The following is a 26,628-nucleotide window of genomic DNA, read 5'->3' as shown; positions in this document are numbered from 1 at the left end:
ATGAACTTCACCTCTCTCGGCGGCTCGGATGCGAAACTTATCGATCTGAAGGTTCACGGCGATAGCCGCGGCAGTTTTGCCCGGACATGGTGCACGAAGCTTTTTGATGATGCCGGTGTCGTGTTCACGCCCATTCAGGGAAATACGTCCCTGACGAAAACGCGCGGCGCTGTTCGCGGCATGCATTTTCAAAGGGCACCGCATGCTGATGCCAAGGTCGTCCGCTGCAGTCATGGGCGTATCCATGACGTGATCGTCGACCTTCGCGAGGGATCGAAGACATTGGGAGAGAGCTTCCATGTCGAACTCGGTGCCGACGATGGAAGGATGCTGTTCATTCCGGCCGGTTTTGCACACGGGTTTCAGGCGCTGAGCGAGGACGCGATCGTAGAATACCTGATGGGTGATGCCTATTACCCGGAACTTTATGACGGAGCGCGTTACGATGACCCGCTTCTGTCGATCGAATGGCCGGAGCCGGTGACGGAAATCTCCGACAAGGATCGGGAATGGCCTGATCTTCTGGCGAGAATGCCCTGGCTCCAACGGAGCGCCGCATGATGCTGGATGGTGTGTTCAAGACTGCAGGCAATGACGACGGTGGCATCCTGCCGCCGCTCGACGTGATGTCCTTGCTTCGCACCCTGTTTCCGTTGCCACGCAGCCTGACGGGGAATGGCGTGCGCGCGACGCTGCAGGCATTGAAGCAGCATATCCCGCTCGATATCCACGAAGTTGCCACCGGCACGCAGGTCTTCGACTGGGACGTGCCGCGCGAATGGAATATCCGGGCAGCGTCGATCAAGGCGCTCGATGGCCGTGTGCTCGTCGATTTTGCCGATAACAATCTGCATGTCGTCGGTTACAGCGTGCCCGTCCGCGGCACGTTCACCCGCGAGCAGCTGGCCGCGCATATCCACACGCTGCCAGACCAGCCGGAGGCCATCCCATACCGCACCTCCTATTACGCCGAGAACTGGGGCTTCTGCTTGCCGCATTCGCTCTGGCAGACGATGCAGGACGAGGCCTACGAGGTCGAGATCGATAGCGCGCTGGCCGATGGCGCGCTGACCTATGGCGAGTTCCTCATTCCCGGCGAGACAGATCAGGAGATCCTGATCTCCGTGCATGTCTGCCACCCGAGCCTCGCCAACGACAACCTGTCCGGCATCGTCGTTGCCACTGCGCTCGCAAGACATTTCCTGGCGCAGCCGAAGCGCCGCTTCGGCATCCGCTTCCTCTTCCTGCCGGCCACCATCGGCGCGATCACCTGGCTGGCGCAGAACGAGGATCATCTCGACCGCATCGCCCACGGCCTTGTCCTGACCTGCATCGGTGACGATGGACCGTTCCATTACAAGAAGACTGTCGACGGCGCGGTGGTCGATCTCGCGGCCGAGCATGTGTTGCGGCATAGCGGGCATGCGTTCGGAATGCTTGAATTCTCGCCTTATGGATACGACGAGCGGCAATACGGCTCCCCTGGTATCGTCCTTCCGGTTGGCTGCCTGATGCGTTCCATCCACGGCACTTTTCCGGAATATCACACCTCGCTCGACAATTGCGACTTCGTCACATCGGAGGCGCTCGACCAGTCTTTCCACCTTCTGGTGGATCTCATCGAGCTGCTTCAGCGGAATGCCACCTATCGCCGCGTCGACGGCAGGGGCGAACCACAACTCGGGCGGCGCGGGCTTTATCGCGCCATAGCCGGGCAGAAGGAAGCAGGCGGGGCCTCGCAGATGGACCTGCTCTGGGTCCTGAACCAGTGCGACGGAAACCGCTCGCTTCTCGATATCGCGGAACGCGCCAAGGCGCCGTTTTCCAGAATACGTGCAGCCGCAGATCTATGTTTGAACGCTGAATTAATCACGGAGGTTCGGCCATGACTATCGCAAGCATTCAGGTGGAAGCATCAACGCCGAAGTCCGGCCGTATCACAGCCTGCAGGTCCTGCGGCGGAAATCATCTCGATACGATCCTTGATCTCGGCAATCAGCCGCTTGCAAACGCGCTGCTCGAACCCGAACAGCTCGGCGTTCTGGAGCCGCTGTTTCCGCTGGAAGTGGTGCTCTGCCAGGAATGCGGCCTCTTGCAGGTCAGCGAGGATGTGCCGCCGGAAATCCTTTTTGGCCAGGATTATCCGTATTTCTCGTCCTTCATTCCGGCCCTTCTTGCCCATAGCCGCGAACACGCACTCGATCTAATCGCGGAACGGGGTCTGGGAGCCGACAATCTTGTCGTCGAGATTGCCAGCAATGACGGTTATCTTTTGAAGAATTTCGTCGAGCACGGCATTCCGGTCCTCGGCATCGATCCTGCTGGCGGCCCGGCCAAGGCGGCGATCGAGATCGGCGTGCCGACGGTCATCGATTTCTTCGGCAAGGACGTGGCAACGAAGCTGGTTGCCGAAGGCAAGCGTGCGTCGGTCATGCTGGCCAATAACGTGCTCGCCCATGTCAACGACATCAACTATTTCGTCGAAGGTTTCGCCATTCTGCTGGCCGATGACGGCATTGCCGAATTCGAATTCCCTTACGTCAAGGATCTGATCGAAACCTGCGCTTTCGACACGATCTACCACGAGCATTTCTTCTATTATTCGCTGGCAGCCCTCGAACCGCTGATGGGCCGTCATGGGCTTTATCTCAACGATGCCAAGAAACTCGATATCCATGGCGGCTCGCTGCGTCTGCGGGTCTCCAAGACCGAGGGCAAGTCCGAACGGCTGCAGAAGATGCAGGCGGAAGAAGATGCGATGGGCCTGACCGGCTTCGATTGCTACCGTGATTTCGGCCTGCGCGTTTCCGGCATCCGGGATGACTTGCGGAAGATGCTCGGTGCCTTCCGTGAAGAAGGCAAGACAATCGCCGCCTATGGCGCGGCCGCCAAGGGCGCGACGCTTCTGAACTATGCCGATCTGCCAGCCGGTACGATCTCCTATGTCGTGGACCGCAACACCCACAAGGTAGGCAAGTTCATGCCCGGCGTCCGCTTGCCGATCCGGCCGGTGGAGGAGCTGGTTACCGCGCCGACCGATTATCTGCTCATCCTGCCCTGGAATTTTGCCGAGGAGATCGTCGCCCAGCAGGCTGATTACAAGAAGAAGGGCGGAACCTTCCTCAAAGCCATTCCCTATCCTCAGGAGATCGAGGTGGGCTGATGTCTGACGCCAACAAAGTCCGTAACCTCGTCTTCGCACGCGTCGGCCGCCTGTCGCTGCATCGCAACTGGCTGGTCGAGCCGAAGGCGTCGCGAAACTGGGATCTGCAGCTGAGCACTTATGACGAGCAGCAGTCGGATCTCGATGACGGAGACTTTCCCCTCTCCGTCGACACCGGCACGAAATGGGATAGCGCCTGTCGCTACCTGCGGGCCAATCCCGATCTGCTTGACCGCTACGACTACATCATGTTTCCCGATGACGACCTGCTGTTCGAGCCGAATGGCCTGTCGAACCTGTTCGACCTCATGACGTCGAACGATCTGGATATAGGCCAGCCATCACTCCTCCCGTCGAGCCATATTTCCTATCCGGTCACGGCGCATTGCCCCGGTTTCACGCTGCGATATTCGAATTATGTCGAACCGATGTGCCCGATTATCCGCACGGATTATCTGCGCACGCTCCTTCCCATCCTTGCCCGTTGGCCAACCGGCTGGGGGCTGGATGATATCTGGACCATGATGATGGCAAAACCGGCCTATCGCGCCGCCTTCATCGATGCCTCGCCGATCCTGCACACGAGGCCGCTTTATACCGGCGCCGTCTACAAAACCTTCGAGAGACTGGGCATGAACCCGGAGGGCGACCTGAGGGAGGTCAGAAGCACGTTCCGGGGCGTGCCGCAGCCGAAACTGATCTATGGCGGCATAACTGATGGCAGCCGCAAGGTCAGCCATCTCGCCGCCAATATTCGCAATGGCCTGCATCTCCTGCGCGCCGCAAGCGCAATGCGCAAACCGCGCGAAGCCAGAAGGGCGGGTTACGGCATGCTGATACGCACGGTCACCCAGATCGGCTACCGGCCGGTGCAGCTTGAAAAGGTGGTCGGGGCGAGCCCCGCCGTCACCGTTCTTTCGACAACCACAACCACAAGATAGAGGCGGTTCGTATATGCGTATCCTAATCACCGGAAATATGGGTTATGTCGGCCCGGTCGTGGCAGCACATTTTCGCTCGGTCTGGCCGGACGCGGAGCTTATCGGGTTCGATACCGGTTATTTTGCCCAATGCCTGACGCTGCCTGATGAATTTCCCGAGCGTGTGCTCGACAAACAGGTATTCGGCGATGTCCGTGACTTTCCGGTGGAATTGCTCGAAGGCGTGGATGCGGTCGTACATCTTGCAGCGCTTTCCAACGATCCGATCGGTGCCCGTTTCGAAAAGCAGACGGAAGGCATCAATTACCGCGCCAGCGTCGATATCGCCACGGCAGCCGCTGAGGCAGGTGTGAAAAGCTTCGTCTTTGCCTCCAGCTGCAGCGTCTACGGCTTTGCCGAGGGTGGGCCACGCAAGGAAAACGACACGCTGACACCGCTGACCGCCTATGCAAGGTCCAAGATCGCCACCGAACAGGCGCTGGAACAGCTGGAAGCGCCGGACATGGCGATTACCTGCCTGCGTTTCGCCACCGCATGCGGCCAGTCCCCGCGGTTGAGACTGGATCTGGTGCTGAACGATTTCGTCGCGACGGCCCTTTCGACCGGCGAGATCAAGGTCCTGAGCGACGGCACGCCCTGGCGCCCGCTGATCGATGTCAAGGACATGGCGCGCGCCATGGAATGGGCAATCAAGCGCGATAGCGACAATGGCGGCCGCTTCGTGTCGATCAATGCCGGCCGCAACGAGAACAATTACCAGGTCTTCCAGCTTGCCGAGGCCGTCGCCCAGGCGATCCCCGGAACGCGCGTTTCGATCAACAAGGACGCACTGCCGGATCTGCGTTCCTATCAGGTGGATTTCACCCGCTATGCCAAGGCAGCCCCGGACCACCAGCCGGCTGTCTCCCTGTCTGAATCGATCACGCGGTTGGTCGACGGTCTAACGAGTGCAAAACAGGCGGGACGTGAAGTCATTCCGGCTGCTGCCAAGCGACTGACCACGCTTGAACGCCTCATGGATGCGGGACGTCTGTCCGACGATGTTCGCTGGGTAAACTGAAGCGCCGAGACCAAAAGAGACGAGTGGTGATAAGGGAACGATGATGGAGCATCAGGGATATGCGATCTTGGGCAGCGGAATGGCCGGGTTCGGCGCTGCCAACGTTCTGTTTGCCAATGGCATACGGGCCAGGATCTACGACAAGCGCTCCAGGCCTGGCGGCCTGACCTCGAGCTTCGGCAATGGTGACGGCTTCGTCTTCGACGAGGGCGTGCATATCTCGTTCACGAAAAATCCCCGCGTGAAGGATCTGTTTGCTGAATCGACCGGCCAGAAATTCGAGGTCGGCAATGTCTATTGCAACAACTACTGGCAGGGGCACTGGATAAAGCATCCCGCCCAGGTCAACCTTCACGGCCTGCCGGCCGAGCTGGTGGTCAATTGCATCAAGGATTTCATCGAGGCGCGCCAGATCGAAAACCCGAAGATCACCAATTACGAAGACTGGCTGCTGGCCGCCTTCGGCAAGACCTTCGCCGAAACCTTCCCGGCAGTTTACACTCGCAAGTATCACACCACGGATGCCAGCAACATGTCGACGGACTGGCTGGGGCCGCGTCTCTATCGCCCCAATCTGGAAGAGGTGCTGCGCGGCGCGCTGGAACACGAGCCGCTCGACGTTTTTTACGTCAATGAGTTCCGTTATCCGATGGAAGGCGGCTTCGAATCCTTCATCAGCGGCTTTTACGACAAGGCCGAAGTGCTCTGCGACCACGAGATCGCGGCGATCGACACGAAGGAAAAGCAGCTGACATTCAAGGACGGTACGACGCATGACTTCAAGAAGCTGATTTCGTCCCTGCCTCTCCCGATCGTCATTCCGCTGATCAAGGGTGTGCCTGATGATGTTCGCGAAGCTGCAGCGAAGCTCGCCTGCACCCAGGTCGTTGTCGTCAATATCGGGCTCAATCGCCCAATCGAGACCAAGCCACAATGGTCCTATTTCTACGATGAGGACATCCCGTTCGCGCGCGTCAGCTACCGAGGCAATCTGTCGAAGAAAAGCGTTCCCGATGGCTGTGGGGCTCTGCAGGCGGAAATCTACTTCAGCGAAAAATACCGGCCGCTAACCGGCAGCCCGGACGAGTGGATCGAACCGGCCATCGATGCGCTGATCAAGTCCGGCATCGTGCAGTCGCGCGCCGAGATCATTCACAAGAGCGCAATCATGCTGCCCTTTGGCAACGTGATCTTCGATCTTGACCGAAAAGCTGCCGTCGAAACCGTGCATGCCTATCTCGACGAGGTGGGCATCGAATATTGCGGCCGCTTCGGCCAGTGGGGCTATATCTGGACCGACGCCGCCTTCCTGAGCGGTGAACGAGCCGCACGTGCAGCGCTCGGGCTCACCGGCACTGTCGAGGAGTAGAGCAATTCGCTTCAAGGTGGGAACCGGTTTTACGGCCGGAATTGCGTCAGAACAGGGAGATGGAGCGATCTCGCGTTTTGAGGAAACGCGGAAACGCACTCGCTCGACGGCGCGCCAAACGCACTTAACCACAACGGCGGGGTTGCTGCGATGAGTATCCCGCCCGTTGGTGTTTTCACACTTATCGTCGGCATCCTCTGCCTGATATCCGGTTATCGCGCCACAGCGATTGCCTTCGGCGTGATGACCATATTCGGCGGAGCGGCTGCGGTGATGATCGGCGGGGCAGGCATTCAGCCCGGCCATCTCTTCGTCGGCTTCCTGGCGCTCGCAACGCTCTCCTACCGTGAGAAGATGAAGGTCGCACTCAACGCGCTGGCCTTTCCGCAACCTGCTTTCTGGCTTCTCTGCCTTCTGACCTATGGCGTGCTTGCAGGGTTTTTCGCTCCGAGGCTGTGGGCGGAGACGATGAACATCATTCCGCTCGGCTCGTCGGAATATCCCGAGACCGGCGGCGCGGTGCCGCTCGGTCCGGTTTCCAGCAATCTCACCCAGGCCATCTACAACACCGCCAATATTGTGACCTTCGTCATGATCGTTGCGATGGCCTCTACCATGGCAGGGTTTCGCGCGGCGACCGGTACCGTCTTGGCCTTCTCTTCCGCCAACCTGCTCTTCGGCATTGCCGATCTCGTCACCTACGGAACCCCGATCCAGGAACTCTTCAGCTATATCCGCAACGCACCTTATGCGTTCCATGACGAGGCGATTGTCGCCGGCGTCAAGCGCGTTGTCGGTTCCTGGCCGGAAGCCTCCACATTCGCCGGTGTCAGCCTGGGCGTGGTGGGTTTTGCCGGAACGATGCGCATTTGCGGGCGCTACAGCAAATTGACAGGTTTTCTCTTCCTGCTGACATCGATCATGGTGATCAGGTCCACTTCGTCTGCAGGCCTGTTCGGTCTGCCGGTCTGCCTCGCAATCCTTTACATGACCTGCTTTTTCCGCTGCGGCGGCCAGTCCGGCACGCGGATCAGTGGCGGCGTCGTCCTTTTCGCGCCGATCATCCTCGTCCTCATCGGCATGATGATCGTTATGAACGAGGATCTTTTCCGCCAGCTTTATGCCTATTTTGATCTTCTGCTGTTCAGCAAGGCGAACTCTGCATCCGGCATCGAACGGGGCATGTGGAATGCCTATGGCTGGAGCAATTTTATCAACTCTTATGGCCTCGGCGTCGGGCTGGGCACATCCCGCACATCGAGCTTCATTATTGCGCTTCTTTCCAATGTTGGCATTCCGGGTGTGATTTTCTTCGGCCTGTTCTTTTTGTCTGCCTTTTACACCAGGCGAGGAACGCCACGGACATTCGACAGTGATGTCCGGCTTGCCGGCCGCAACGGCTGCCTTTGTCTTCTCATCGGCGCTTCGGTATCGGGATCAACTGTGGATACCGGGCTTTTGTTTTTCGTCATGGCAGGGCTTGCGACAGCGGTGCCGGCCGAAGAGCGTGAGACGTCTTTCGCGCCGGTGCCTGCTCACGCATAGACCTTCACATAGTCCACTCGCATCGATGTTTCCTTGTGTTCGGGAAGCAAGGGGTCCGGGTAAGGCACATCCGCACGCAGCGCGAGGGTCACGAGCGGCCAGAAGAGATCGTTATTGGCCTTGATTTCAGCAGCGCGCCCGATCGGCCAGACGGTCGGCCGGCCGCTCGCGGGATCGATCACCGGCTCACGTTCGAAATACGGCCTGCATTCGCTCTCGGTCACCAGCATCCCGTATCGACAATATTGCGTCGTCATGTCGACCGGTGTCCTGACGCCGACTTCGGCGTGCCGTTCTCCCGGCTGGCCCCATTCGTGCAGGTAGGCACCGTAATTCGTCGGCTCGAACCCCTTCTGCTCGACAACATCGATCTCGATGCTGGTTTTCGGGAAAAGAATGCTGCGGCCATTCATCAGCCAGAAGGCGGGCCATGTGAGCGGATGTTTGGGAAAGATCATCCGGGTCTCGAAGTAGCCGGTCCGCCATCCCTTGAGAATTGTCCCGTCTCCGCGGGCAGTCTGAAGATTGCCGGAAATCCATTGCTTCTGCGGGTCCCCGTTGCCGTAATAATGCGGCACGGACATTTGCCGTCCGATATATTTTGCCGAAATCTGCAGCGCCTTGCCGTTTGCCGTCGCGTCGTCGTCGACGATTGCGTAAGGATTGAAGCCCTCCTCGCCGGTGCTGCGGGCAAAGGCGGAATTGCCGTAAAAGCCCGGATCGAATGTCGTGGCTTTCCGCCCGGCTTCCCAGATCGTCCAGTCGATCGTTCGGAATTGCTCGTCAAAGATCAGGCGGCGTCCGCTGGTCGGGTCACTTGCTGCCAGCGCCCGGCCACCCAGCATCACCCCGGCCCCTGCCAGTACCGATGCCTTGACGAATGTTCTACGCGGCAGCTTCGACATGTCCGATCCTATCTTCAAGGAAATTGAGTGTGTCCTGGCAGGTCAGCGGCTCTGGGATGATCGCTTGGATATATCCGTTTTTATTATCCGTATTTCCCGATGTTCGTGAAAGGGAGGTGAATGCTCCATAGATTGATCATCGGTTATTCAGTGTTTCTGTATGTATTGATAGGTTAGACTAGCGATAGACACGGCGTCCATCGAAAATAAACGTCGATACGTATATTTGATTGTCGTATGAAGACTTAGTATATCCCAGGCGCATGGGATGGAATTCGATTGCGAAATTTGAATATTTGCTTCGAATAGGCCGAAATTATCCGCATCCGGCCCGAACACGCCTTCGGCTATCTGCCGCGCCGGTCAGGGGTGTTGCTGATCGTGAAGATATTTGGTGCCAGATTCCAGCTCCGAATGCCGGTGCTTGGCTTTATGTGCCCGGCTATGGGCCACGTAGCATACGAAATGAGAGGCAATATAACCAGCGCCAAGCGCAGTGCTCAGCATCATGATCCATATGAAGGTAGATGCTAATGAAAGTCCCGACAGGACTGCGGTCAAGAGATAGACAATCGCAACAAACACGGAAAGTATAGTAAAGACAACGACATGAAGCCAGATTCCACAAACGGCGCCAATGGCGGCAGAAAGGATCAGGACCCAAATAGCCATTCATTACTCAATTTTAATTAGGATTCTCTAATATTAATATCGCATGTCTAGGCGTGTTCGATCAAGCCCCGAGCGCTGCCGTGGCGAGTTTTCCTCTCTATTAGGGTTGATGCCGGTTATTGCGAGGCGCCCCCGTTTTGCGTCACCGCATTTTGTTGAGGCTCGACACGAATGACGTCGCCGGGCTGAACGGCATCGTCGTCCTTGACCACGAATGTCTCTGTCGCGCCGTTGATCGTGCGGCTGATTTTCGTGATCGTACGCGGGCGGCCTTCGGCATTCAGCGCGGATAGGGCCGCCGGCACGCGCATCTCGATATTCAGGAGCAGTGCCTGCGAGGTTCTCATCTTCTCGTCATTGGCTGCAAGCTTGTCTCTGAGCTCTGATGCTTCCATCAGTGCGGATGCCTTGAACTTCTCCACGACGGCCAATGCATCCTGGTCGAGTTTCGTCAGATCCTGCTGAGTAGTCAAAAGTGCAAGCGATACGTCGAGATTGCGGCTCTCGAGATCCGCGAGATTCTGGTTCGCGCCAAGCTGGCGTGATGACACGGTCAGCCCTTGTGATACCAGCTTGTTGACCGAGCTCAGATCCTTGTTGGCGAGATCGATCTGCTTCGTCAGCGACGCTTCCTTCTGCTTAAGTCCTTCGATCTGGTTCTTGGCAAGAACCTTGGACTGTTCCAGCGCGGTAAGATCGGAATCCATAGAGCGCAGGCGGCTGTCCAGAAGCGCCTGCTCGTTTCGCATCACCTGCATCACGGCGGTCTGGGACGAGCGCTCCGTCAGTTCGCGCGGAAAGCTGATCTTGACGTTCTTCGCCAGCATGGCATCCACGCGGGCTTGTCTCGCCAGCAGGCCAAGCCGCTCTGCTTCGAGCTCCCGCATCGTGCCCTGGTTCACAAGGGCCTCGCGCTGAACCTCCATGACCCTAGGATCAACGCTTCCGCTTCCTCCAGCCATGCTGAGCGCCTGGGTTACGGTAAGGCCGGGGAGGAAATTGAACTTGCCGGGTGTCCCAACTGCGCCGGTAACGAAAAATGGCCGGTAGCTGGAGATTTCGATCGATGCATTCGGCCGTTTCTGAAGACCGATCTGGGCCTGAAGTTGCTCGCCGATGATCTCGGAAACTTCCTCTGGTGTCTTGCCGGCAACCGGAATTGTACCCACGATCGGCAGTGAAAGCGTTCCGGAGGCCGAAACCGTAAATTCTCCCGTCAGCGGCACCCACTCATATGCGATACCCGCACTCGGCCGCCATTCGAAAACGCGGATCTTCAACACGTCGAGCGGACCGAGAAGATATGTGGCTGCAAGGGCTTGCCCGATGGTCGATACGAGCATGCCCGAGGCAAGCGCAACTATCCAAGCGCCTGCGGAGAAGGAAAAGAATGCTTTGCGGTTACGGCGGCAGGAGGAATTGGTATGCGTCACGTTCCCTATGCTCCTTCGGCTATTTCACCTGTGTCATGCTATCTGTGCGGGTCTCACGGCCGGCGGCGGCTCCGTGCCGAGGGCCTTGTACGCAAAGTTACTGAACTTCCTGATGAACACAGGTGTTGCGAAATCTGCAGCGCGTGTCACTGCATCGGCCGGATCGAAGTCCATGCGCTCCAGCCGATCAATTGCGTCGATAAGCGTCTCGACGGTTTGATCCTTGAAGAATACGCCTGTCCTTCCATCGATGACCGTCTCGGTTGCTCCACCGCGCCCAAATGCGATCACAGGACGACCGCTCGCCATGGCTTCCAGTGGGACTATACCAAAATCTTCCTCACCCGGAAAGATCAGGGCTCTGCACCGTGCATAGTGATACTTCAGCACGTCGAAGGATTGTGAGCCCATGATCGTCACTGTCGGGCCGGCTATCTTGCGAAGATAGTCCAGCATCTCGCCGCCGCCGATGACGACGAGTTTTTTCTTCATCAGATTGAAGGCCTCTACAGCCAGATCCGGCCTCTTGTAGCCGACGAGTTCGCCCACCATCAGATAGTAGTCGCCGACCTCCTGCATGGGCACCGGGCGGAAAGCCTGAGTGTCGACAGGCGGGTGGATGACATCCGCATCCCTGCGATAATAGCTTCTGATCCGGTTGGCGACTGTGACCGAGTTGGCGGCGAAATGATCAACCCGGCTCGCCGTTCCGATATCCCACGCCCGGAGGCGATGCGCGAGCGGCGGCATCATCAGCCGCGTCATTATACCTGACTTCCGATAGTATTCGTGATACATATTCCAGACGTATCGCATCGGAGAATGACAATAGCAGATGTGAACGGCCGGAGAATTCGGAATAACGCCCTTGGCAGGGCCGGATTCGCTACTGATGACGAGATCATATTGACTTAAGTCCAGCTGCTCCAGCGCCATCGGCATCAGGGGAAGGTACTTTTTATACATACGCTTTGCATACGGCAAAGAATTGATGAACGTCGGGTAAATTGTATGTGAATTGATCGCAGCTGATATGGAAGCCTTGTCATATACATGTGTGTAAATGTCAGCTTGAGGGTAAATCTTGCAGATCGCCTCAAGGACTTTCTCGCCGCCTCGCATTCCGACGAGCCAATAGTGGATAATTGCCACACGCATGAACCACCTCACGAGAATCGTTATATTCTATAAATCGTATTAGTTCCGAGAGTTCTGAGGATAAACCTGTAATTTCGGTTGTTCCAAAGAAGAACTAAGGGAGAACGGTCCGGAAAGTTTCACTAAAGACTTTCTGGAGTTTCTAACATTTTTCAATAGACTACAGTCAATAAATATATTGTCAAACTTTTAAGCATTTGTTAGCAATGATTAACAGTGCTACGCAGTGCATGCAAATCGACTGACCTTTAATCACATCTGCTGATATGGAGTGCGTCAATGCGTGACGTCAATGTAAACGCCGGCGAAAGTGGCATTCAGCGATTATTTGTTTTCGACAAATTCAAGTTAAGGCTGTCTCCTAGGCTATCTTTATTTGCAAAGCGTGCTTTAGATATTCTTTTGTCTCTGACAGCTTTGTTTGTTCTTGTGCCATTAATATTTATAACATCTCTCGTATTGCTGCTGATCCAAGGAAGGCCAATCTTCATAGCTCATAGCAGGATTGGGCGAGGCGGGGGCATGTTCCCATGTCTTAAGTTTCGCACCATGGTCAACAATAACGAAGCGTTGCTTGAAAAATACTTGGCGGATAATCCTGCGGAGCAGGCGGAATGGGCGGCCACGCGCAAGCTGAAGAACGATCCGCGCATCACGCCGTTCGGCGCTTTTCTGCGCAAGAGCAGCATCGACGAGATTCCGCAGCTCGTGAACGTCGTTCTTGGCCATATGAGCATTGTCGGTCCTCGCCCGATCGTTCCCAGCGAGACGGTTTATTATGGCCAGAACTACGCCGATTATATTCGCGTGCGTCCGGGTCTGACAGGATTGTGGCAGGTTAGCGGGCGAAGCGATGCAGATTATGTCAAGCGCGTGCAGCTCGATGCGCTGTATGTCGCCAATCGCAGTCTTGTCGGCGATCTGGTGATTATGGCCAAGACCATACCCGCCGTGTTGAATGCGCGTGGAAGCTATTGAGGAGTAATGCCTTTTGGCATTGCGGGCATCATTCGAGCGCTGGTTGGGTCTGGTAATATATCGTCGAAAAATCGGGGTGTATTCCCTTCTGGATTAACTATTTCAACTCTTCAGTGCTGAAACTTGAATTTATCGTGCTATTGTTATTGAAGTATCCGGTATTTTTACTGGAATAGGATTTCAACAATAGTTTCTGTGGCAGGGAAGGCGTTGGAATTTATCGATGGGCCTGAAGGATAGTTTCGCAGTCAACGGCCGCTTTCTGACCCAGACGCCAACCGGCGTGCAGCGCTACGCCTTGAATGTGCTGAAGGCCCTCGATGAGGCAAGCGGTGGCGGGGCGGTCGCTTCGCTTCTTGTTCCTTCCGGCGCTGCCGATCCAGGTCTGAACGCCTTTTCGCGGATTGAAGTCGCCAGCCGCCTCAACGGCCATGCGTGGGAACAATGCGTTCTGCCTTGGAAATGGCGTGGCCCCTTGCTCAATCTCTGCAATACGGCTCCTGTCGCCAAGAAGAACCAGATCGTCTGTATCCATGACGGCAACGTTTTTGCAGCGCCTGACAGCTACAGTCTGGCGTTCCGGACGGCCTACAAGTCCATCCAGCCGGTGCTCGCCAGACGGGCGATGCGGATCGCGACGGTTTCGCATGCCTCGGCGCGCCAGCTTGCCCGCTACCTGCCGATAGAGGCAAAGGATATCGCCGTCCTGCCGAACGGCTACGAACATGTCCTGCAATGGAATGCCGACGCGGCCACCATCGCGCCGGGGATCGTTCAGGCGATCGCAGCGCGGTCTCGCCGGTATGTTTTTGCGCTTGGATCCCGCGCCAGGCACAAGAACCTGGCGCTTCTGTCCAAGATTGCCGCGGAACTGGATAGGCTTGGAATAGATATTGTCATTGCCGGGGGGGATTTCGGTATTTTCAGCGAAAGCGCGGCGGGGCAGCACGACAATGTCATAATGGCCGGTCGGGTTTCCGATGACGACATCGCCTATTTTCTGAAACGTGCCCTGTGTCTTGCCTTTCCCTCCCTGAATGAGGGTTTCGGCTTGCCCGTCGTGGAGGCGATGGCACTGGGATGCCCGGTCATATCGTCTTACCATTCGAGCATGGCCGAAGTCTGTGGCGATGCCGCGCTGATGGCTTCGCCCTTCGACCCGGCTCAATGGATAGCTTATGTCGAGGCCCTGAGGAACTCGGCTTCGCTGATGGACGACCTGCGTGCGAAGGGTTTCGTCCAGATGCAGAAATTCTCCTGGCGTGAGACCGCTGCAGGATATTGCGAACTGCTTGACGAGCCGACGGTCCGCCTGGCGCCTCCTGCGCCGGCAGCGCCGCCCATTGCCAGGGTTGCTGTCGCCATCGCCACCCGCGGTCGTCCGGCAGTCGTGTCGCAGACCGTCCGTCACCTTCTGGAAACGCAGACATTGGCGCCCGAGCGGGTAATCCTTTCCTGCGTGGATAGCAGTGATGCTGGAGATCTTGCCGATGATGATCGTGTAGAGGTGCTCACCGGGAAGGCGGGCTTGCCGGCCCAGCGCAACAACGCTCTGGATCATTTGCCAACGGGAATTGACGTTCTCGTGTTTCTGGACGACGATTTCGTTGCCGACCCGAACTGGCTTGCCACCGCGGCGCGCGCCTTTGCGGACGAAAGCAGTGTGGTGGGCTTTACCGGGCGTGTGGTCGCCGATGGTATCAAGGGGCCGGGCATACCCTTTACTGAGGCAGTCAAGCTTGTCGAAGAGGCCCCTGCGACTGAGGGATCGGTCTGGGAGCGTCCCTTCAGCCCCTACGGCTGCAACATGGCGTACAGAGTATCGGCGATAGGCGATAATCGCTTCGACGAGCGTCTCGTTCTTTATGGCTGGCTGGAGGATCGCGACTTTGGTGCATCGCTGGCGAAAAAGGGCGGGGACCTGGTCAAATGCGCCGAAGCCTATGGTGTTCACATGGGAGTGAAGGTCGGCCGGGTCAGTGGCCAGCGCTTGGGATATTCGCAGGTAATAAACCCCGTTTATCTACGTCGGAAGGGAACGATGACGACCAAACAGGCGATCGGCCAGATCTGGCGCAACATGTCGATGAATTTCGCAAAGTCCGTGGCCCCGGAACCGTTTATCGACCGGCGTGGCAGGGTAAAGGGAAATCTAGCAGCCTTGGCTGATCTTCTGTGCGGTAAAATCAACCCGGAAAGAGCGGCCTCTCTGGATGTTCCGCCCACCAAACTCGAGCGCCTTGGCGGAGGTGCCGCACGATGACTTTTGACAGACCTGGTCCCGTCGAGCGAGCGTCGCGCATCTGGCCTATAGATAACGTGGCAAAGGATAACAGGGTCGATGGCCCTGTCATGTTCCTTAAACTGGTTTTTGTCATAGCGTGGCGATACAAGCTTCGCCTGCTTGCCTGCATGTTTTCAGGTGTCATTGCCGCAGCGCTTTACGCGCATTCTCTGCCGCGCACCTATGATGCGACAGCCACGATCTTGCTCGAACCGCGCCAGTTCGCCAATGCCAGCTCGATATTGCAGCAGGGGCTTGATCTGAACAGCGCCGAAAGTGAACTGCAGATCATTCTCTCGGAGCGGCTTCTCTCGGCAGTTTTCGAAAGCCTGAAATTGTATGAAAGCCCGGAGCTTGCGCCCCAGCCTGTGAGCTTGCTCAAGTCGGCCATTACCGGCCCGATCGAGTGGGTCCGGTCGACTTTCTCGGGACAGCCCGCGGAAAATAACGCCACCACGCTCACCCAAAGCCCGGAAGAAAATCTCAAGCGTGTTGCCTTCGCCAACTTCGTTGAGAGAGTGTCCGCACGCCGCGTCGGCCAGTCCTATGTTGTTGCGGTCGGTTATTGGTCCACGGACCCAACCCAGCCCGCGCGTGTCGCCAATGCCATCATCTCCGGTTACATCCTGCAATCCGTCACCTCGAAGGAACAGGTTGCCAGCGCCGGAACGGAAACCCTGCAGGGGCGACTTGATGCATTATCCGCCCAGATCGCGACGGCCACGCAGGCGATGAAGGAAGGCACGCTGCCAAAGGCCGCGACACCGGATGCCGATGCCAAGATCACTGGCGCCGCACTTCCCCCTCTTGCTCCGTCAAGTCCAAAAACCTCTCTTATCGTGGCATTCGGCGGCGTGCTGGGATTGTTTTTCGGTATGGCTGCGCTGGCCATGAGCATTGCTTTCGATCGCAAGGTCCGCAGTCCCAAGGATCTGGAAACTGAAACCACGATGCCTTGCATGGCTCAGATACCGGAGGTCGGGGGCCGATTGCAGCTTGCGACGCGGGTCGGGGCCGGACAGCGGATGCGGCGCCACGCGGCGGCCATCCGTGATCTGCGTACCTTGATCGATATCTCCTATACCCACAAGAAGGCCGACAAGAACGCCGTGATCGCGCTGGCGGGCTATTCCCGTGACGCGGGCGGATCGGCGCTCGCGCTCAACCTTGCAGATATGCTCAATCGCAGCGGACGTCCCGCAACCGTGTTCTGGTGCGGTGAACAGACCAGAGGCGTATCGGGCGGCCCGCTCGCATCGCTTGCAGATGCCGCAATTTCGGAAGCGGATATCGCGGAGATAACTTTCGAGCAGCGGGATGGGATTGCAATTTTGCCGGTTCTCTCCCGTGATGCGGTGACCAATATCTATTCCAATTTCCGTCACCCGCGCATCCGCGAGATCATTGAAGCGGCGCGTCAGAAAGGTGATGTTATTATCGATCTTCCTGAATTGGATAGTTCGTTGGACGCCCTGGCTCTTGCGTCTCAAGCCGATGTCGTTGTCCTCGTGACGCGATGGGGTCGCACGACGCGTGAAGCCGTCAAGAGCGCCGAGCAGCAGCTGCGCAGGGCCGGAGCCAATCTTGTCGGTTATATCATCAACAGGCAACGGTCATGACCGACGACATTGCCTTGAAAACGCTTGAGTCTATGGTAGCGGGTCGGGGCAAAAACATTTCCATGGATACGCGGGGTGCCGGCTCTCCCAAATTGGCGGTCATCGTTACCTGCTGGAATTATGCCGATTATGTCACCGATGCCATTGAAAGCGTTTTGAGGCAGGGTCGCCGGGATTGTGAACTGGTCGTCATCGATGACGGATCGACAGATAATTCCTGGGACGAAATATGCCGAACTGGCGTCCGGGCGTACCATATCGAAAATGCGGGGCAAAGGCTCGCCTGCCTTCGCGGGCTACAGGAGACGACGGCCCCTTTCGTCCTGTTTCTCGATGCCGATGACGAATTGTTGCCCGGCGCGCTGACGGAAGTCCTCTGGCACCTCGACAAGGATGTGGCGAAACTTCAGTTCCCGCTGCTGAGGATGGATGCGCGGCGGCGGATCATGAGCGGTCCCGTCCCACCGCTTTCCGATTTTCGTGAGAGGGAACTGCTCGTCCGGGAAGTTCTGAAGACCGGATACTACACAAGCCCTCCGACATCCGGAAATGTGTTTCGCAGGGATGTCTGCCAACTGATAGAAGGAGCGGATTACGAACGCGCTGTCGATGGCGTCATCCTGTTCGTGGCTCCTTTCATGGGTGACATCATAAGTCTTTCGAGGCCGCTCGGCCTTTACCGGGTGCATGACCGTAATGATTCTGGTTTCAGCAGTGAATTGAACCCGATCCCGCTCAAGCGCGAGGCGGAGCGTTTCGAGCACCGGCTGGAGCATCTTCGCTCGCTTCTTGATAAGACAGGTCTCGGATCCCGCCTGGTGACCGCCAATCGCGCCTATTTTCATCAGGAACGCAGCTTCTATCTGGCCATCGCAAACAGCGCACGTGTCGGGCTGCGCCAACTGCTGTTTCTGCTGTCGCTTTTGTGGACCTATCCGTATTCCGCCAAGGTCAAACTGTCGATGACAGTCTTTTTTGCGCTAACCTTCATGCTTTCATCCGAACGGGCAAAGCGCGTCATCAATTATCGCCTGCAGGCGCACAGCAGGTCCGCCATGGGACTTATCAGGGCAATTTTCCGGCGTTAGCCATCGACGTTTCACTCGCGGGCCCGGGCAACCGGGAAAACCGTGAAGAGAAGCATTCCGACAAACAGAAGCCCTGTCGATGTCGTGATAAGAAAGGGCATGTCCAGCCCGGTGTCTCCGTGCTGTACGTAAAATCCTTCGCGGAATAGCACGACGACCTGGGTAATCGGATTGGCAAGGAGCACGTCCGAGAACGGATGCGGCATATGCGACGGCACGTAGAACACGCCCGATAGCAGGAAAAGCGGCCGCATGACGATGTCGAAGATCTTCTGGTAAAGCGGAAACTTGAAGAACAGCACGGTGTTGCCGAGTGCCACCCCGAGCGCCATGATCCAGGCAAAGGCGATCGCCTCGACGATATAGGCCCACTGGATGGTAACCGGCTGGTTCGTCGTCCACAAAGCCGCGTAGAGAATGATCCAGGTCACCACGCAGGACGTCATTGCCTGCAGGATGAACCGCGAAATCACCGCATCGAATGGCGATACTTTCGGGTAGCTCATCAGAGCCTTGTTACCGCTGATCGCCGAGACGAGATAACCTTCCATGCCTTTGTACATGCTGAAGGCGAGGTAGCCCGTGGCATAAAACAGGGTGAAGCTCGTTCCGAGCGCCGGCAGTCTTCCCAGTGACCCCAGAAGCAGCGACATCAGCCCGATGAAGGCAACCGGCTCCAGCAGGGCCCACACATAACCACCCGGGCTCCTGCCGTATCGGGTCGCAATTTCACGGATCACGAAAGCAGTGACGATGCGGATATGGGTGGTCAGGTAGTTCAAGGACGTGCCTCGTCTGCAGGCGAATGGATGGCCGGCGGTGCGGGTTTCCGGACCGCCGGGATACCGTCAGTGTCGGTCGCGGATATTATAGAAGACCATCACGGCAACACCCCAAAGCAGTAAGCCCGCCAGTGTGACCAGGATCGGGTTCAGCAGGCGATGCGGATATTGTGCCATCTGCGACAGGGTCGGTTTGATGAAGACCGCAAGATAACGCTGTTTCGCCCCCGCTTCTACACGGGCCTTTTCGAGAGAGGCGAGCGAAGCCGTATAGGCGCGCTCGGCAAACTCGTTCTGTGTCTGGATTGATTCATAAAGCGCGATACGACCGGCAACATCGGTTGCCTGACCTGTCGAGCGACCGCCTTTTCCGGAAACGCCGCTACCGAAGCGCTGGCGTTCCTTTGCAATCTGGTCTTCCAGGCTGGAGATCTGCGAACGGATGAGGCGCACGCGCGGAGTGTTGCTGCCCATTTGGGTCAGTGCTGTCGAAAGCTCGGTCTTGAGCTTGACCAGTTGTTCTTCGAGCGAGCCGATCAACTGGGCCGCGAGCTTTGCGCCTTCGACCGGGTCGGCTTCCTGCGAGGCGTCGCGATAGCTTCTAAGCGACGCGCGGGTCTGGGTTAGGCGGTCTTCGGCAGTCTGAACCTCGTCCCGTGCCGTCTTGAGCACTTCGTTGCGTGCCGTCAGCGACAGGTCGTTGATCAGCTTTTCGCTCTGGGCGATGACGAAATCGGCAACCTTCTGCGACATTTCCGGGCTGAATGCCTTCACCTGCAGGTCCATAATGCCCGAGGTCTGGTCGAAATTCACGGTCACCATGTTGCGCCAATAGGCCAGCCTGTCTTCGATCGGCATATCCGGGCTGATACCATAGAAGAAATCCATGCCCTGGCGTGCAAATACCGCATCAAGGCCAAAGGCCTCGTCGACCATCTGAACCATCCGCTCGCTCAGGATGAAGTCGACCAGTACGTAGGAATCGGAAAGCGTGCTGCCGGATGAACTTTGCGAGAACATGCCGAGCAGGTCGCTCGACGGTGCGGCTTCGATGCTGCGCACGGAGAAGGACGAGAAGCTGTGATACTGGTCGGCCGCGATGAAGGCCATGTAACCGGTGCTGACGACTGAAGGCACTGCGACCAGGGCGAGAAAACCGCCAACGATCGCCATATGCCGCGTTTTCAGTGCTGACAGCCAACCCCGCTTGGCAGGTTCCGGCGATGCGGGGTCTATCGTGATCTCAGGCGATGCCGGTTGAGCAGGCTGCACAGACGGAGCCGGCACGGACGCAGGGCGTTCGAGCAGCGATTCCAGTAGGCGCAGGTTCCTGCTCTTCGGCGCGGCTTGGCCGTTCTCGGAGGGCAGAGCAACTTGATTGCCTGATACGGTGTTTGGAGCCGTCTGGTTCAAAGTCAGTGCCTCTTCATATTGCTTTCATGCACGGCGATGGCCTCGTTGATGTCATCGTAGTAGGTCATCTGCCCATTTTCCAGAACGATGCCGGTCTGGCAATAGTCGCGCAACGTTCCGGTGCTGTGGGAGACCATGATCACGTCGGAATTGCTCAGCTTTTCCTTGAAGGTCTGCTGCGATTTCCGCTTGAAATTGGTATCGCCCACGGCGGTGATTTCGTCGACCAGATAATAGTCGAAATTGATTCCCATGCTCACCCCGAATGCCAGCCTAGCCTTCATGCCCGAAGAGTAGGTTCTGACAGGCGCATGGTAGAATTGCCCTAGTTCGGCGAATTCGGCAACATAGGCAACCAGCTCGTCGGTATTCACGCCATAGATGCGGGCGACAAAGCGGACATTCTGCTCGCCGGAAAGATTGCCCTGGAAGCTGCCCTGAAAGCCCAGCGGCCAGGAGATTTTTCCCTGCCGGATGATGCGGCCGCGGTCGAGTTCGAGCGTACCTGCGATAATCTGAAGCAGCGTCGACTTTCCCGCGCCGTTACGGCCCAAAAGCCCGATGCTCTTGCCACGCGGAAAGGTCACCGACACATTGTCGATGATCATCTTTCTCACGCCTTTCATGCGCACCTCTTTGGTTGCGCGCTCCAATCGGATCATCGGTCTCTCAGCCTTCCCCTGGATGTCGTAAATAGCACAAGCCCGATGAATACCAGGCAGGCCGCGACACTCCAGACATAGAACCCGTCATATCCGGCTGCCCGGTATTGCGGATAAAATCCGGTCCTGAATTGCATGACGATATGAGCCAAAGGGTTAAAAAGTATCACATCCTTGGCGATCGGTGGCAGTGAATCCGGCAGGAAGAATACGCCGGAGACGAGGAAAAGCGGGCGGGTGACGATGCCATAAAGCTTTTCGTAGATCGGGTACATGACGAACAGCACTGCATTCGCGAGCCCGATGCCGAGCGCGATCAGGCTCGCCGCTACCATGGCTTCCAGGATGGGCGGCAGATGGATGGAAACGGGATGGCGGACCGTGAACACGATATAACCGAGCACAACGATTGCGACGATTGTCGTCGTCACGATCTGCAGCACGTAGCGTGCAGCAACCGTGTCGATCGGCGCCACGCTCGGATAGCTGAGCAGGGCCTTGTTGCCGCTGACGGCGCTGTTCAGATAGCCGGCCAGCGCCTGGTAGAACTGGAAGCCGATATAACCGGTGGCAAAGAACAGCGGGAAGCTGGTTCCAAGCGGCGGCAGATGGGCGATCGCCATGAAGATGACGGACAGGAAGACGATATGGCTGACCGGATCGAGGAAGGCCCAGAGATATCCGCCCGGCTTTGCTCCGAAGCGCGTCGACATTTCACGCATTACCAATGCGCTGACGACACGAGCGTGAGTTGCTAGATAGGACAAGCGCGTCTGGAAACCCTGGTTGAAGAACGGCCGGAAACTGACGCCAAATTATGTCAAATCGGCGGTTTATGCTACCAAAAACAATGGTGGCTCAAGACGGCTACCCTGATTTGCAGCCATCGCGCGTGTTCTGAAGCGTAGCACCGGTCCGGGGAGCGGTGCTACGCAAGTCTCTACAGGTGCTGTTACGCGCCGGCCAGCAGTTCCTCGCAGTAGCTCGGTCCGGTTGCGCCGGGGCGGTCGGCGGTGATCTCGATATTGCGGATCGTGTAATCGGAGGAAACGGTGATCTTGGCCGAGCAGCTGACGCTGGCGCTCTTGCCGTTCTCCAGCTTGATGCGCTTGTAGCCGCCGCGCCAGCTATAAACTGTGCTGGAACCGGAAGTAACGTCATCGAGCGGCGGATTGTATTTTGCAAAGAACTCGCCGGCAGAGTGGCCGACCCAGCGCTTGGATATCGGGCTGTCGGTTATGGTAACGGTCGTGCAGCTGGAAAGTGCAAGCGCGAGAAGGGCGGTCGATGCGATGAGGCGGCGGCTCATGATCCGTGAAAATCCTTGTGTGATGGGCTGGTCCCCAAGCAATGCCTGCGGGACATATGTCATGTTCCAGCTAGCAGATTTTCCTGGCTCACCGCGAGATCACGGGACGGCTTTGACATCAAATTCTTGAAGCGCCGCTTTTTTGCAACGGATTCACGGCAGTGCCACAAGGTGCGACAAACGAATTAAGCCTTGTCACATTTTTTTCGAAAACGGTGCTTGTCGAAGGAAAAATGCTGTTCTATAGAGGCGCCACTGGTCACGGAGTGTAGCGCAGTCTGGTAGCGCACCACGTTCGGGACGTGGGGGTCGCAAGTTCGAATCTTGCCACTCCGACCAGTCAAAAGCCTTTCAGAGCAAAGGTTTCAACTCCCGAAAGACTTTCTCCGCAGAATTCCTTTTCTGATAAACGGACCGATTGGGGACTGTTTTATCGTTTGGGCTTAAGAACGCATTTGTCGGCGCGATCTGGACGTCCCAGTTTGCATGTGTGCGGTCTGTTTAAACCCTTTCGCTGCCGCCTCCATTACCATGTCCGAGATCGATTAATCTCGAACCAGCAGGTCCTGTATTCTCATTTTTGGGAACAGCTGAAGAGAGCCGGCGTTATCAGCCCATCGAAACCGATGGAGGTGACTATGCTTAAAGGTATCGCATTGTGGGCAATGGGTGTTCCTATCCTTGTAATCGTTCTGCTCTACATGTTTGTTTTCTAGCTGCAGCCACTTGTTGCGCCATTGAGCAGAAGCAGCTCAGCCGAAGCATTATCGGCTGCAAAACAACAAACTCATATGAAAAGGCCCGCTTTCGCGGGCTTTTTTTGTTTCCGTAATTTGTGATCTGAGAGCTACTGGCGCTGAGAGTTACAACGCACTTGTCGTAACACGAAGGCGGCTTGCGCCGCCCTCGTGACATTCTTGCGTTCAGATATCGCTTCCGGCGCTGGGGAAGAACTCGGCTGCTTCTGCGGCCGTCAATCTCCGGATCTCCGCTTCGTCGCGGCGTGATGCGAACAGTTCGCTTGCCATCAGTTGTTCGGCCAGATCCGCGGGCAGCGAAAGCACGATGCGCTGTTCACCTTCCTTGCCGCGATGGATGCCGCCGACATCTGCGCGCTTCGCGGTAACCATGCCGCCGGCAACCGTATTCAGCGTGTCGGGATCGATCAGGACGAAGGCGCCGGTGGCGCGGTTCTGCTCATAGGCATCGAACACCGCCGGTTCTTCGAAGGAAAGATGCACCTTGCCGATCGCGTTCATCGAAAGCAGCGAGGCATGCGGCTTCCACTGGCCGGTCGAAAGATCGAGCTGCGACGTGGGTTCGATCGTTACCCGCTGCCGGCGCGAGCCGCTTTTCAGCCAGTAACGCTTGCCCGGCTCGATGCCGCCCGGCTGAAGCGACACGAGCTGCGCGTCGAAGGATGTGCCGGTCATCGGCTGGCCATCGATGGAGACAATGATGTCGCCACGCGCCACATCCACCTGCCGGTCGAGAACGAGCGTGATCGCATCGCCGGCGACCGCTGCATTGCGCACGAGATCGAAGGTGACAATCTGCTTCACATTGGCGACGGTGCCCGAAGGCAGGATCGCAACCGAGTCACCCGGCTTGATCGCGCCGCCCGATACCGTACCCTGATAACCGCGAAAACTCTCGCCGGGGCGCACGACGCGTTGCACGGGGAGGCGGAAACCGCCGGCCTGGGTGGAACGGCTGGTGGCAAGCTCCAGCGCTTCGATCAGCGTCGGGCCTTCATACCAAGGCATTGCATCAGCGCCGGAGAGAACGACATTCTCGCCCTTGAGCGCCGACATCGGAATGGCGGTGATCTGCCGCACGCCGAGTGCCAATGCGAATTCGCGGAATTCGGCCGCGATCTTTTCGAACACTGCCTTGTCGTAACCGATCAGGTCGATCTTGTTGACCGCCAGCACGAATTGCCTGATGCCCATCAGCGCCGCGATCGTTGCGTGCCGACGGGTCTGTTCGAGCAGGCCGACGCGGGCGTCAGCCAGAAGGATGGCGAGATCGGCGGTAGAGGCGCCGGTCACCATGTTGCGGGTATATTGCTCGTGGCCGGGTGTATCGGCGACGATGAAGGAGCGGCGATCCGTGGAGAAATAGCGATAGGCGACATCGATCGTGATGCCCTGTTCGCGTTCCGCCTGCAGGCCGTCGAGCAGCAGCGCGAAATCCGGCAGGCCGAGATCGTTCTGCGCGCCACTGTCACGCGCAAGCGTCGCCGCCTGGTCTTCCTTGACCGCCTTGGTGTCCCAGAGAAGCCTGCCGATCAGGGTCGACTTGCCGTCATCGACAGAGCCGCAGGTGATCAGGCGCAGCGGCCGCGTATCGCGCGAAACGCGGGCGGCGGATTCGGCGAAGGGAATGACATTCGCCGAAGCAGCGACGGGCGTGGTTGTGGCTGTAGCTGTGGCGCTCATCTTAGAAATATCCCTCGCGCTTCTTCTTTTCCATGGAGCCGGACTGGTCGCGGTCGATGGCGCGGCCCTGTCGTTCGGAAACGGTTGCGATTTCCAGTTCCGCGATCACCTCTTCCAGGTTGGACGCCGTCGAGCGGATCGCACCGGTGAGTGGAAAGCAGCCGAGCGTGCGGAAGCGGATCATGCCGTGCTGGATTTCTTCGCCGGGCTGGAGTTCCAGCCGCGGATCTTCCGCCAGGATCATCATCCCGTCGCGCTCCACATAGGGGCGCTCGGCGGCGTAATAGAGCGGCACGAGCGGAATGTCTTCCGCCTGGATGTATCGCCAGATATCGACCTCGGTCCAGTTCGACAGCGGGAAGGCGCGAACGCTCTCTCCCTTTTTGATCATGCCGTTATAGATGTTCCAAAGTTCCGGCCGCTGGTTGCGCGGGTCCCATTTGTGGTCCGGCGTCCGGAAGGAATAGATGCGTTCCTTGGCGCGGGAGGCTTCCTCGTCGCGACGGGCGCCGCCGAAGGCCGCATCATAGCCGCCTGCATCGAGTGCCTGCTTCAACGCTTCCGTCTTCATCACGTCGGTATAGAAGGCCGATCCGTGGGTAAACGGCGTGATGTTTTCTTCGGCACCGCGCTTGTTGGTATGGACCACGAGATCGAGGTCGTATTTTTCGGCGATCTGGTCGCGAAACTCGATCATCTCCTTGAACTTCCAGGTCGTGTCGACATGCAGAAGCGGGAAGGGGACGCGGCCGGGGAAGAAAGCCTTGCGTGCCAGATGCAGCAGCACGGATGAATCCTTGCCGATCGAATAGAGCATGACCGGGTTTTCGAACTCCGCGGCAACCTCGCGAAAGATATGGATCGCTTCGTTTTCGAGGGCTTTCAGATGCGGATCGAGCGGCGGGCGGGAAACGGGTGGGTTCCTGATTTCCGTTTCCTGTGCAGACAGGGACATTTCGGTCTCCGGTAGATTTTGAATGTTACACACAAAGAGTGGGGATTTGGGCCTCAGCGGGCGATGGAACTCGCGAGCGGTGCTGAAGCCGGTATCGGCTGAGACGCGCTTTCCGGGACATGCAGTCCGCATTCGCGTTTCTCGTCGTTTTCCCACCACCATCGTCCGGCGCGTTCAGGCTCGCCGGGCTTGATGGCGCGGGTACAGGGCTCGCAGCCGATGGAGGGGTAACCGCGGGCATGCAGCGGGTTGACCGGGATATGCTCAGCCGTCACATGGGCATTGATCGTGTCGATATCCCAGTCGGCCAGCGGGTTGACCTTGATGAGGCCGCGTTCGGCATCATATTCGGCAAAAGGCGTGGTGGCGCGATTGCCGGACTGGCCGCGGCGCAAGCCGGTCACCCACACCTGCGCTTGCGAAAGCGCCTTGGCGAGCGGGATCAGCTTGCGCACATGACAGCAGGCGTGACGTGCTTCGATACTGTCGTAGAAACCGTTCAAGCCGTATTTCGCGGCATAGGCATCGATATCGTCCTGTTCAGGATAGAACCGCCGGATCGTCATGTCGTAACGTTCCTCAGTTTCCGAGATGAGCGCGACCGTTTCCTGAAACAGGCGTCCGGTTTCCAGCGTGGAAACTTCGATCGGAAGGCGATGCGTACCGATCGCGGCGGTGATGACCTGGTCTTCTATTCCAAGCGAGGTGGTGAAAACGGCGTGGCCAAGTTCGGCAGCAGCGGAAAGACGGCCGGCAAGATCGAGGCTTGCAAGTCTGGCGTTCAATTCTTCGGCGAGGCTCTCGTTGCCTTCTGCATACGCGGTACGCTCAATCACATCATGCGTGGTCAT

Annotated in this window: 23 protein-coding genes and 1 tRNA gene; 12 read left to right on the top strand and 12 right to left on the bottom strand. The window is 57.7% G+C overall.

Annotated features, from left to right (window positions below; genetic code table 11):
* The 7 genes from GGE33_RS10305 (at position 1) to GGE33_RS10275 (ending at position 8,078) form a co-directional block, all read left to right on the top strand.
* Entirely contained in the window at positions 1 to 561 is a 561-nt protein-coding gene (locus GGE33_RS10305) for a dTDP-4-dehydrorhamnose 3,5-epimerase family protein (protein ID WP_148144047.1), read from the top strand.
* A complete protein-coding gene (locus tag GGE33_RS10300; RefSeq protein ID WP_183824072.1) occupies positions 561 to 1,889 on the top strand; it encodes a DUF4910 domain-containing protein in 1,329 nt (442 codons plus the stop codon). Before GGE33_RS10305 ends, GGE33_RS10300 begins: the two co-directional genes overlap by 1 nt.
* Complete coding sequence (locus tag GGE33_RS10295) at positions 1,886 to 3,163, top strand: class I SAM-dependent methyltransferase (protein WP_183822898.1); 1,278 nt, start codon at positions 1,886 to 1,888, stop codon at positions 3,161 to 3,163. The genes GGE33_RS10300 and GGE33_RS10295 overlap by 4 nt, the downstream gene beginning before the upstream one ends.
* Positions 3,163 to 4,104, top strand: a complete 942-nt coding sequence (locus GGE33_RS10290) for a DUF707 domain-containing protein (RefSeq protein WP_183822896.1) — start codon at positions 3,163 to 3,165, stop codon at positions 4,102 to 4,104. Before GGE33_RS10295 ends, GGE33_RS10290 begins: the two co-directional genes overlap by 1 nt.
* Before the next feature lie 13 nt (positions 4,105 to 4,117).
* Positions 4,118 to 5,164 carry an NAD-dependent epimerase/dehydratase family protein gene (locus GGE33_RS10285; protein ID WP_148144044.1) on the top strand — a complete coding sequence of 349 codons (1,047 nt, stop codon included), beginning with the start codon at positions 4,118 to 4,120 and terminating at the stop codon, positions 5,162 to 5,164.
* A gap of 40 nt (positions 5,165 to 5,204) precedes the next feature.
* Entirely contained in the window at positions 5,205 to 6,533 is a 1,329-nt protein-coding gene (locus tag GGE33_RS10280) for a protoporphyrinogen/coproporphyrinogen oxidase (RefSeq protein ID WP_210303621.1), read from the top strand.
* 150 nt (positions 6,534 to 6,683) lie between these two features.
* Positions 6,684 to 8,078, top strand: a complete 1,395-nt coding sequence (locus GGE33_RS10275; RefSeq protein WP_183822892.1) for a hypothetical protein — start codon at positions 6,684 to 6,686, stop codon at positions 8,076 to 8,078.
* Here the strand turns inward: GGE33_RS10275 and GGE33_RS10270 are convergent.
* From GGE33_RS10270 to GGE33_RS10255, 4 genes are all read right to left on the bottom strand, one after another.
* Positions 8,069 to 8,983, bottom strand: a complete 915-nt coding sequence (locus GGE33_RS10270) for a glycoside hydrolase family 16 protein (RefSeq protein ID WP_183822890.1) — start codon at positions 8,981 to 8,983, stop codon at positions 8,069 to 8,071. The two genes, GGE33_RS10275 and GGE33_RS10270, sit on opposite strands and share 10 nt — an antisense overlap.
* Before the next feature lie 363 nt (positions 8,984 to 9,346).
* Entirely contained in the window at positions 9,347 to 9,655 is a 309-nt protein-coding gene (locus GGE33_RS10265) for a hypothetical protein (RefSeq protein WP_183822888.1), read from the bottom strand.
* 116 nt (positions 9,656 to 9,771) lie between these two features.
* Positions 9,772 to 11,088 carry a polysaccharide biosynthesis/export family protein gene (locus GGE33_RS10260; protein WP_343062393.1) on the bottom strand — a complete coding sequence of 439 codons (1,317 nt, stop codon included), beginning with the start codon at positions 11,086 to 11,088 and terminating at the stop codon, positions 9,772 to 9,774.
* Positions 11,089 to 11,121: 33 nt separating this feature from the next.
* Positions 11,122 to 12,246 (bottom strand): glycosyltransferase, encoded by a 1,125-nt coding sequence (locus GGE33_RS10255; protein WP_183684982.1) that lies wholly within the window; start codon positions 12,244 to 12,246, stop codon positions 11,122 to 11,124.
* A 279-nt stretch (positions 12,247 to 12,525) separates the two neighbouring features.
* Between GGE33_RS10255 and GGE33_RS10250 the strand changes: the two genes are divergently transcribed.
* The 4 genes from GGE33_RS10250 (at position 12,526) to GGE33_RS10235 (ending at position 18,215) form a co-directional block, all read left to right on the top strand.
* Entirely contained in the window at positions 12,526 to 13,224 is a 699-nt protein-coding gene (locus GGE33_RS10250; RefSeq protein ID WP_183822886.1) for a sugar transferase, read from the top strand.
* 223 nt (positions 13,225 to 13,447) lie between these two features.
* A complete protein-coding gene (locus GGE33_RS10245; protein WP_183822884.1) occupies positions 13,448 to 15,487 on the top strand; it encodes a glycosyltransferase in 2,040 nt (679 codons plus the stop codon).
* Positions 15,484 to 17,127, top strand: a complete 1,644-nt coding sequence (locus GGE33_RS10240) for a Wzz/FepE/Etk N-terminal domain-containing protein (RefSeq protein WP_183822882.1) — start codon at positions 15,484 to 15,486, stop codon at positions 17,125 to 17,127. The genes GGE33_RS10245 and GGE33_RS10240 overlap by 4 nt, the downstream gene beginning before the upstream one ends.
* Positions 17,124 to 18,215, top strand: a complete 1,092-nt coding sequence (locus GGE33_RS10235) for a glycosyltransferase family 2 protein (protein ID WP_246435929.1) — start codon at positions 17,124 to 17,126, stop codon at positions 18,213 to 18,215. Before GGE33_RS10240 ends, GGE33_RS10235 begins: the two co-directional genes overlap by 4 nt.
* A gap of 11 nt (positions 18,216 to 18,226) precedes the next feature.
* Here GGE33_RS10235 and GGE33_RS10230 read toward each other — a convergent pair whose 3' ends face one another.
* The 5 genes from GGE33_RS10230 to GGE33_RS10210 all read right to left on the bottom strand — a co-directional run bounded on the left by GGE33_RS10230 (position 18,227) and on the right by GGE33_RS10210 (position 22,381).
* Positions 18,227 to 18,997 (bottom strand): ABC transporter permease, encoded by a 771-nt coding sequence (locus GGE33_RS10230; RefSeq protein WP_183822880.1) that lies wholly within the window; start codon positions 18,995 to 18,997, stop codon positions 18,227 to 18,229.
* Positions 18,998 to 19,063: 66 nt separating this feature from the next.
* Positions 19,064 to 20,170: a KpsE/RkpR family capsule polysaccharide export protein gene (locus GGE33_RS10225; protein WP_183822878.1), complete on the bottom strand. Its 1,107-nt coding sequence runs from the start codon at positions 20,168 to 20,170 to the stop codon at positions 19,064 to 19,066.
* Between the two features lie 242 nt (positions 20,171 to 20,412).
* Positions 20,413 to 21,072, bottom strand: a complete 660-nt coding sequence (locus GGE33_RS10220) for an ABC transporter ATP-binding protein (RefSeq protein WP_148144035.1) — start codon at positions 21,070 to 21,072, stop codon at positions 20,413 to 20,415.
* On the bottom strand, positions 21,069 to 21,839 hold the full coding sequence (locus GGE33_RS10215; protein ID WP_148144034.1) for an ABC transporter permease: 771 nt from the start codon (positions 21,837 to 21,839) through the stop codon (positions 21,069 to 21,071). The genes GGE33_RS10220 and GGE33_RS10215 overlap by 4 nt, the downstream gene beginning before the upstream one ends.
* A 185-nt stretch (positions 21,840 to 22,024) precedes the next feature.
* The gene (locus GGE33_RS10210; protein WP_148144033.1) at positions 22,025 to 22,381 is read right to left on the bottom strand and encodes a hypothetical protein; all 357 of its coding nucleotides are present in this window, start codon (positions 22,379 to 22,381) and stop codon (positions 22,025 to 22,027) included.
* A 262-nt stretch (positions 22,382 to 22,643) separates the two neighbouring features.
* Between GGE33_RS10210 and GGE33_RS10205 the strand changes: the two genes are divergently transcribed.
* A tRNA-Pro gene (locus GGE33_RS10205) sits at positions 22,644 to 22,720 on the top strand.
* Positions 22,721 to 23,304: 584 nt separating this feature from the next.
* Here the strand turns inward: GGE33_RS10205 and cysN are convergent.
* Genes cysN through GGE33_RS10190 form a run of 3 tightly spaced genes read right to left on the bottom strand, consistent with a single transcriptional unit; the run spans position 23,305 to position 26,628 of the window.
* On the bottom strand, positions 23,305 to 24,822 hold the full coding sequence (gene cysN / locus GGE33_RS10200; protein ID WP_183822876.1) for a sulfate adenylyltransferase subunit CysN: 1,518 nt from the start codon (positions 24,820 to 24,822) through the stop codon (positions 23,305 to 23,307).
* 1 nt (position 24,823) lies between these two features.
* Positions 24,824 to 25,777: a sulfate adenylyltransferase subunit CysD gene (gene cysD, locus GGE33_RS10195; RefSeq protein WP_148144031.1), complete on the bottom strand. Its 954-nt coding sequence runs from the start codon at positions 25,775 to 25,777 to the stop codon at positions 24,824 to 24,826.
* Positions 25,778 to 25,830: 53 nt separating this feature from the next.
* Complete coding sequence (locus GGE33_RS10190) at positions 25,831 to 26,628, bottom strand: phosphoadenylyl-sulfate reductase (protein WP_183822874.1); 798 nt, start codon at positions 26,626 to 26,628, stop codon at positions 25,831 to 25,833.

This window comes from Aliirhizobium cellulosilyticum, assembly GCF_014198105.1.
In the GTDB taxonomy this organism is placed as follows: domain Bacteria; phylum Pseudomonadota; class Alphaproteobacteria; order Rhizobiales; family Rhizobiaceae; genus Neorhizobium; species Neorhizobium cellulosilyticum.
The sequence above is the reverse complement of the archived record's forward strand: the minus strand, read 5'-3'. Positions and strand labels throughout refer to the sequence as shown.

Coding starts and splice junctions, on each gene's coding strand:
- GGE33_RS10305 (WP_148144047.1), top strand. CDS start 1: ATGAACTTCACCTCTCTCGGCGGCTCGGATGCGAAACTTATCGATCTG.
- GGE33_RS10300 (WP_183824072.1), top strand. CDS start 561: ATGCTGGATGGTGTGTTCAAGACTGCAGGCAATGACGACGGTGGCATC.
- GGE33_RS10295 (WP_183822898.1), top strand. CDS start 1,886: ATGACTATCGCAAGCATTCAGGTGGAAGCATCAACGCCGAAGTCCGGC.
- GGE33_RS10290 (WP_183822896.1), top strand. CDS start 3,163: ATGTCTGACGCCAACAAAGTCCGTAACCTCGTCTTCGCACGCGTCGGC.
- GGE33_RS10285 (WP_148144044.1), top strand. CDS start 4,118: ATGCGTATCCTAATCACCGGAAATATGGGTTATGTCGGCCCGGTCGTG.
- GGE33_RS10280 (WP_210303621.1), top strand. CDS start 5,205: ATGATGGAGCATCAGGGATATGCGATCTTGGGCAGCGGAATGGCCGGG.
- GGE33_RS10275 (WP_183822892.1), top strand. CDS start 6,684: ATGAGTATCCCGCCCGTTGGTGTTTTCACACTTATCGTCGGCATCCTC.
- GGE33_RS10270 (WP_183822890.1), bottom strand. CDS start 8,983: ATGTCGAAGCTGCCGCGTAGAACATTCGTCAAGGCATCGGTACTGGCA.
- GGE33_RS10265 (WP_183822888.1), bottom strand. CDS start 9,655: ATGGCTATTTGGGTCCTGATCCTTTCTGCCGCCATTGGCGCCGTTTGT.
- GGE33_RS10255 (WP_183684982.1), bottom strand. CDS start 12,246: ATGCGTGTGGCAATTATCCACTATTGGCTCGTCGGAATGCGAGGCGGC.
- GGE33_RS10250 (WP_183822886.1), top strand. CDS start 12,526: ATGCGTGACGTCAATGTAAACGCCGGCGAAAGTGGCATTCAGCGATTA.
- GGE33_RS10245 (WP_183822884.1), top strand. CDS start 13,448: ATGGGCCTGAAGGATAGTTTCGCAGTCAACGGCCGCTTTCTGACCCAG.
- GGE33_RS10240 (WP_183822882.1), top strand. CDS start 15,484: ATGACTTTTGACAGACCTGGTCCCGTCGAGCGAGCGTCGCGCATCTGG.
- GGE33_RS10235 (WP_246435929.1), top strand. CDS start 17,124: ATGACCGACGACATTGCCTTGAAAACGCTTGAGTCTATGGTAGCGGGT.
- GGE33_RS10225 (WP_183822878.1), bottom strand. CDS start 20,170: ATGGCGATCGTTGGCGGTTTTCTCGCCCTGGTCGCAGTGCCTTCAGTC.
- GGE33_RS10220 (WP_148144035.1), bottom strand. CDS start 21,072: ATGATCCGATTGGAGCGCGCAACCAAAGAGGTGCGCATGAAAGGCGTG.
- GGE33_RS10210 (WP_148144033.1), bottom strand. CDS start 22,381: ATGAGCCGCCGCCTCATCGCATCGACCGCCCTTCTCGCGCTTGCACTT.
- cysN (WP_183822876.1), bottom strand. CDS start 24,822: ATGAGCGCCACAGCTACAGCCACAACCACGCCCGTCGCTGCTTCGGCG.
- cysD (WP_148144031.1), bottom strand. CDS start 25,777: ATGTCCCTGTCTGCACAGGAAACGGAAATCAGGAACCCACCCGTTTCC.
- GGE33_RS10190 (WP_183822874.1), bottom strand. CDS start 26,628: ATGACCACGCATGATGTGATTGAGCGTACCGCGTATGCAGAAGGCAAC.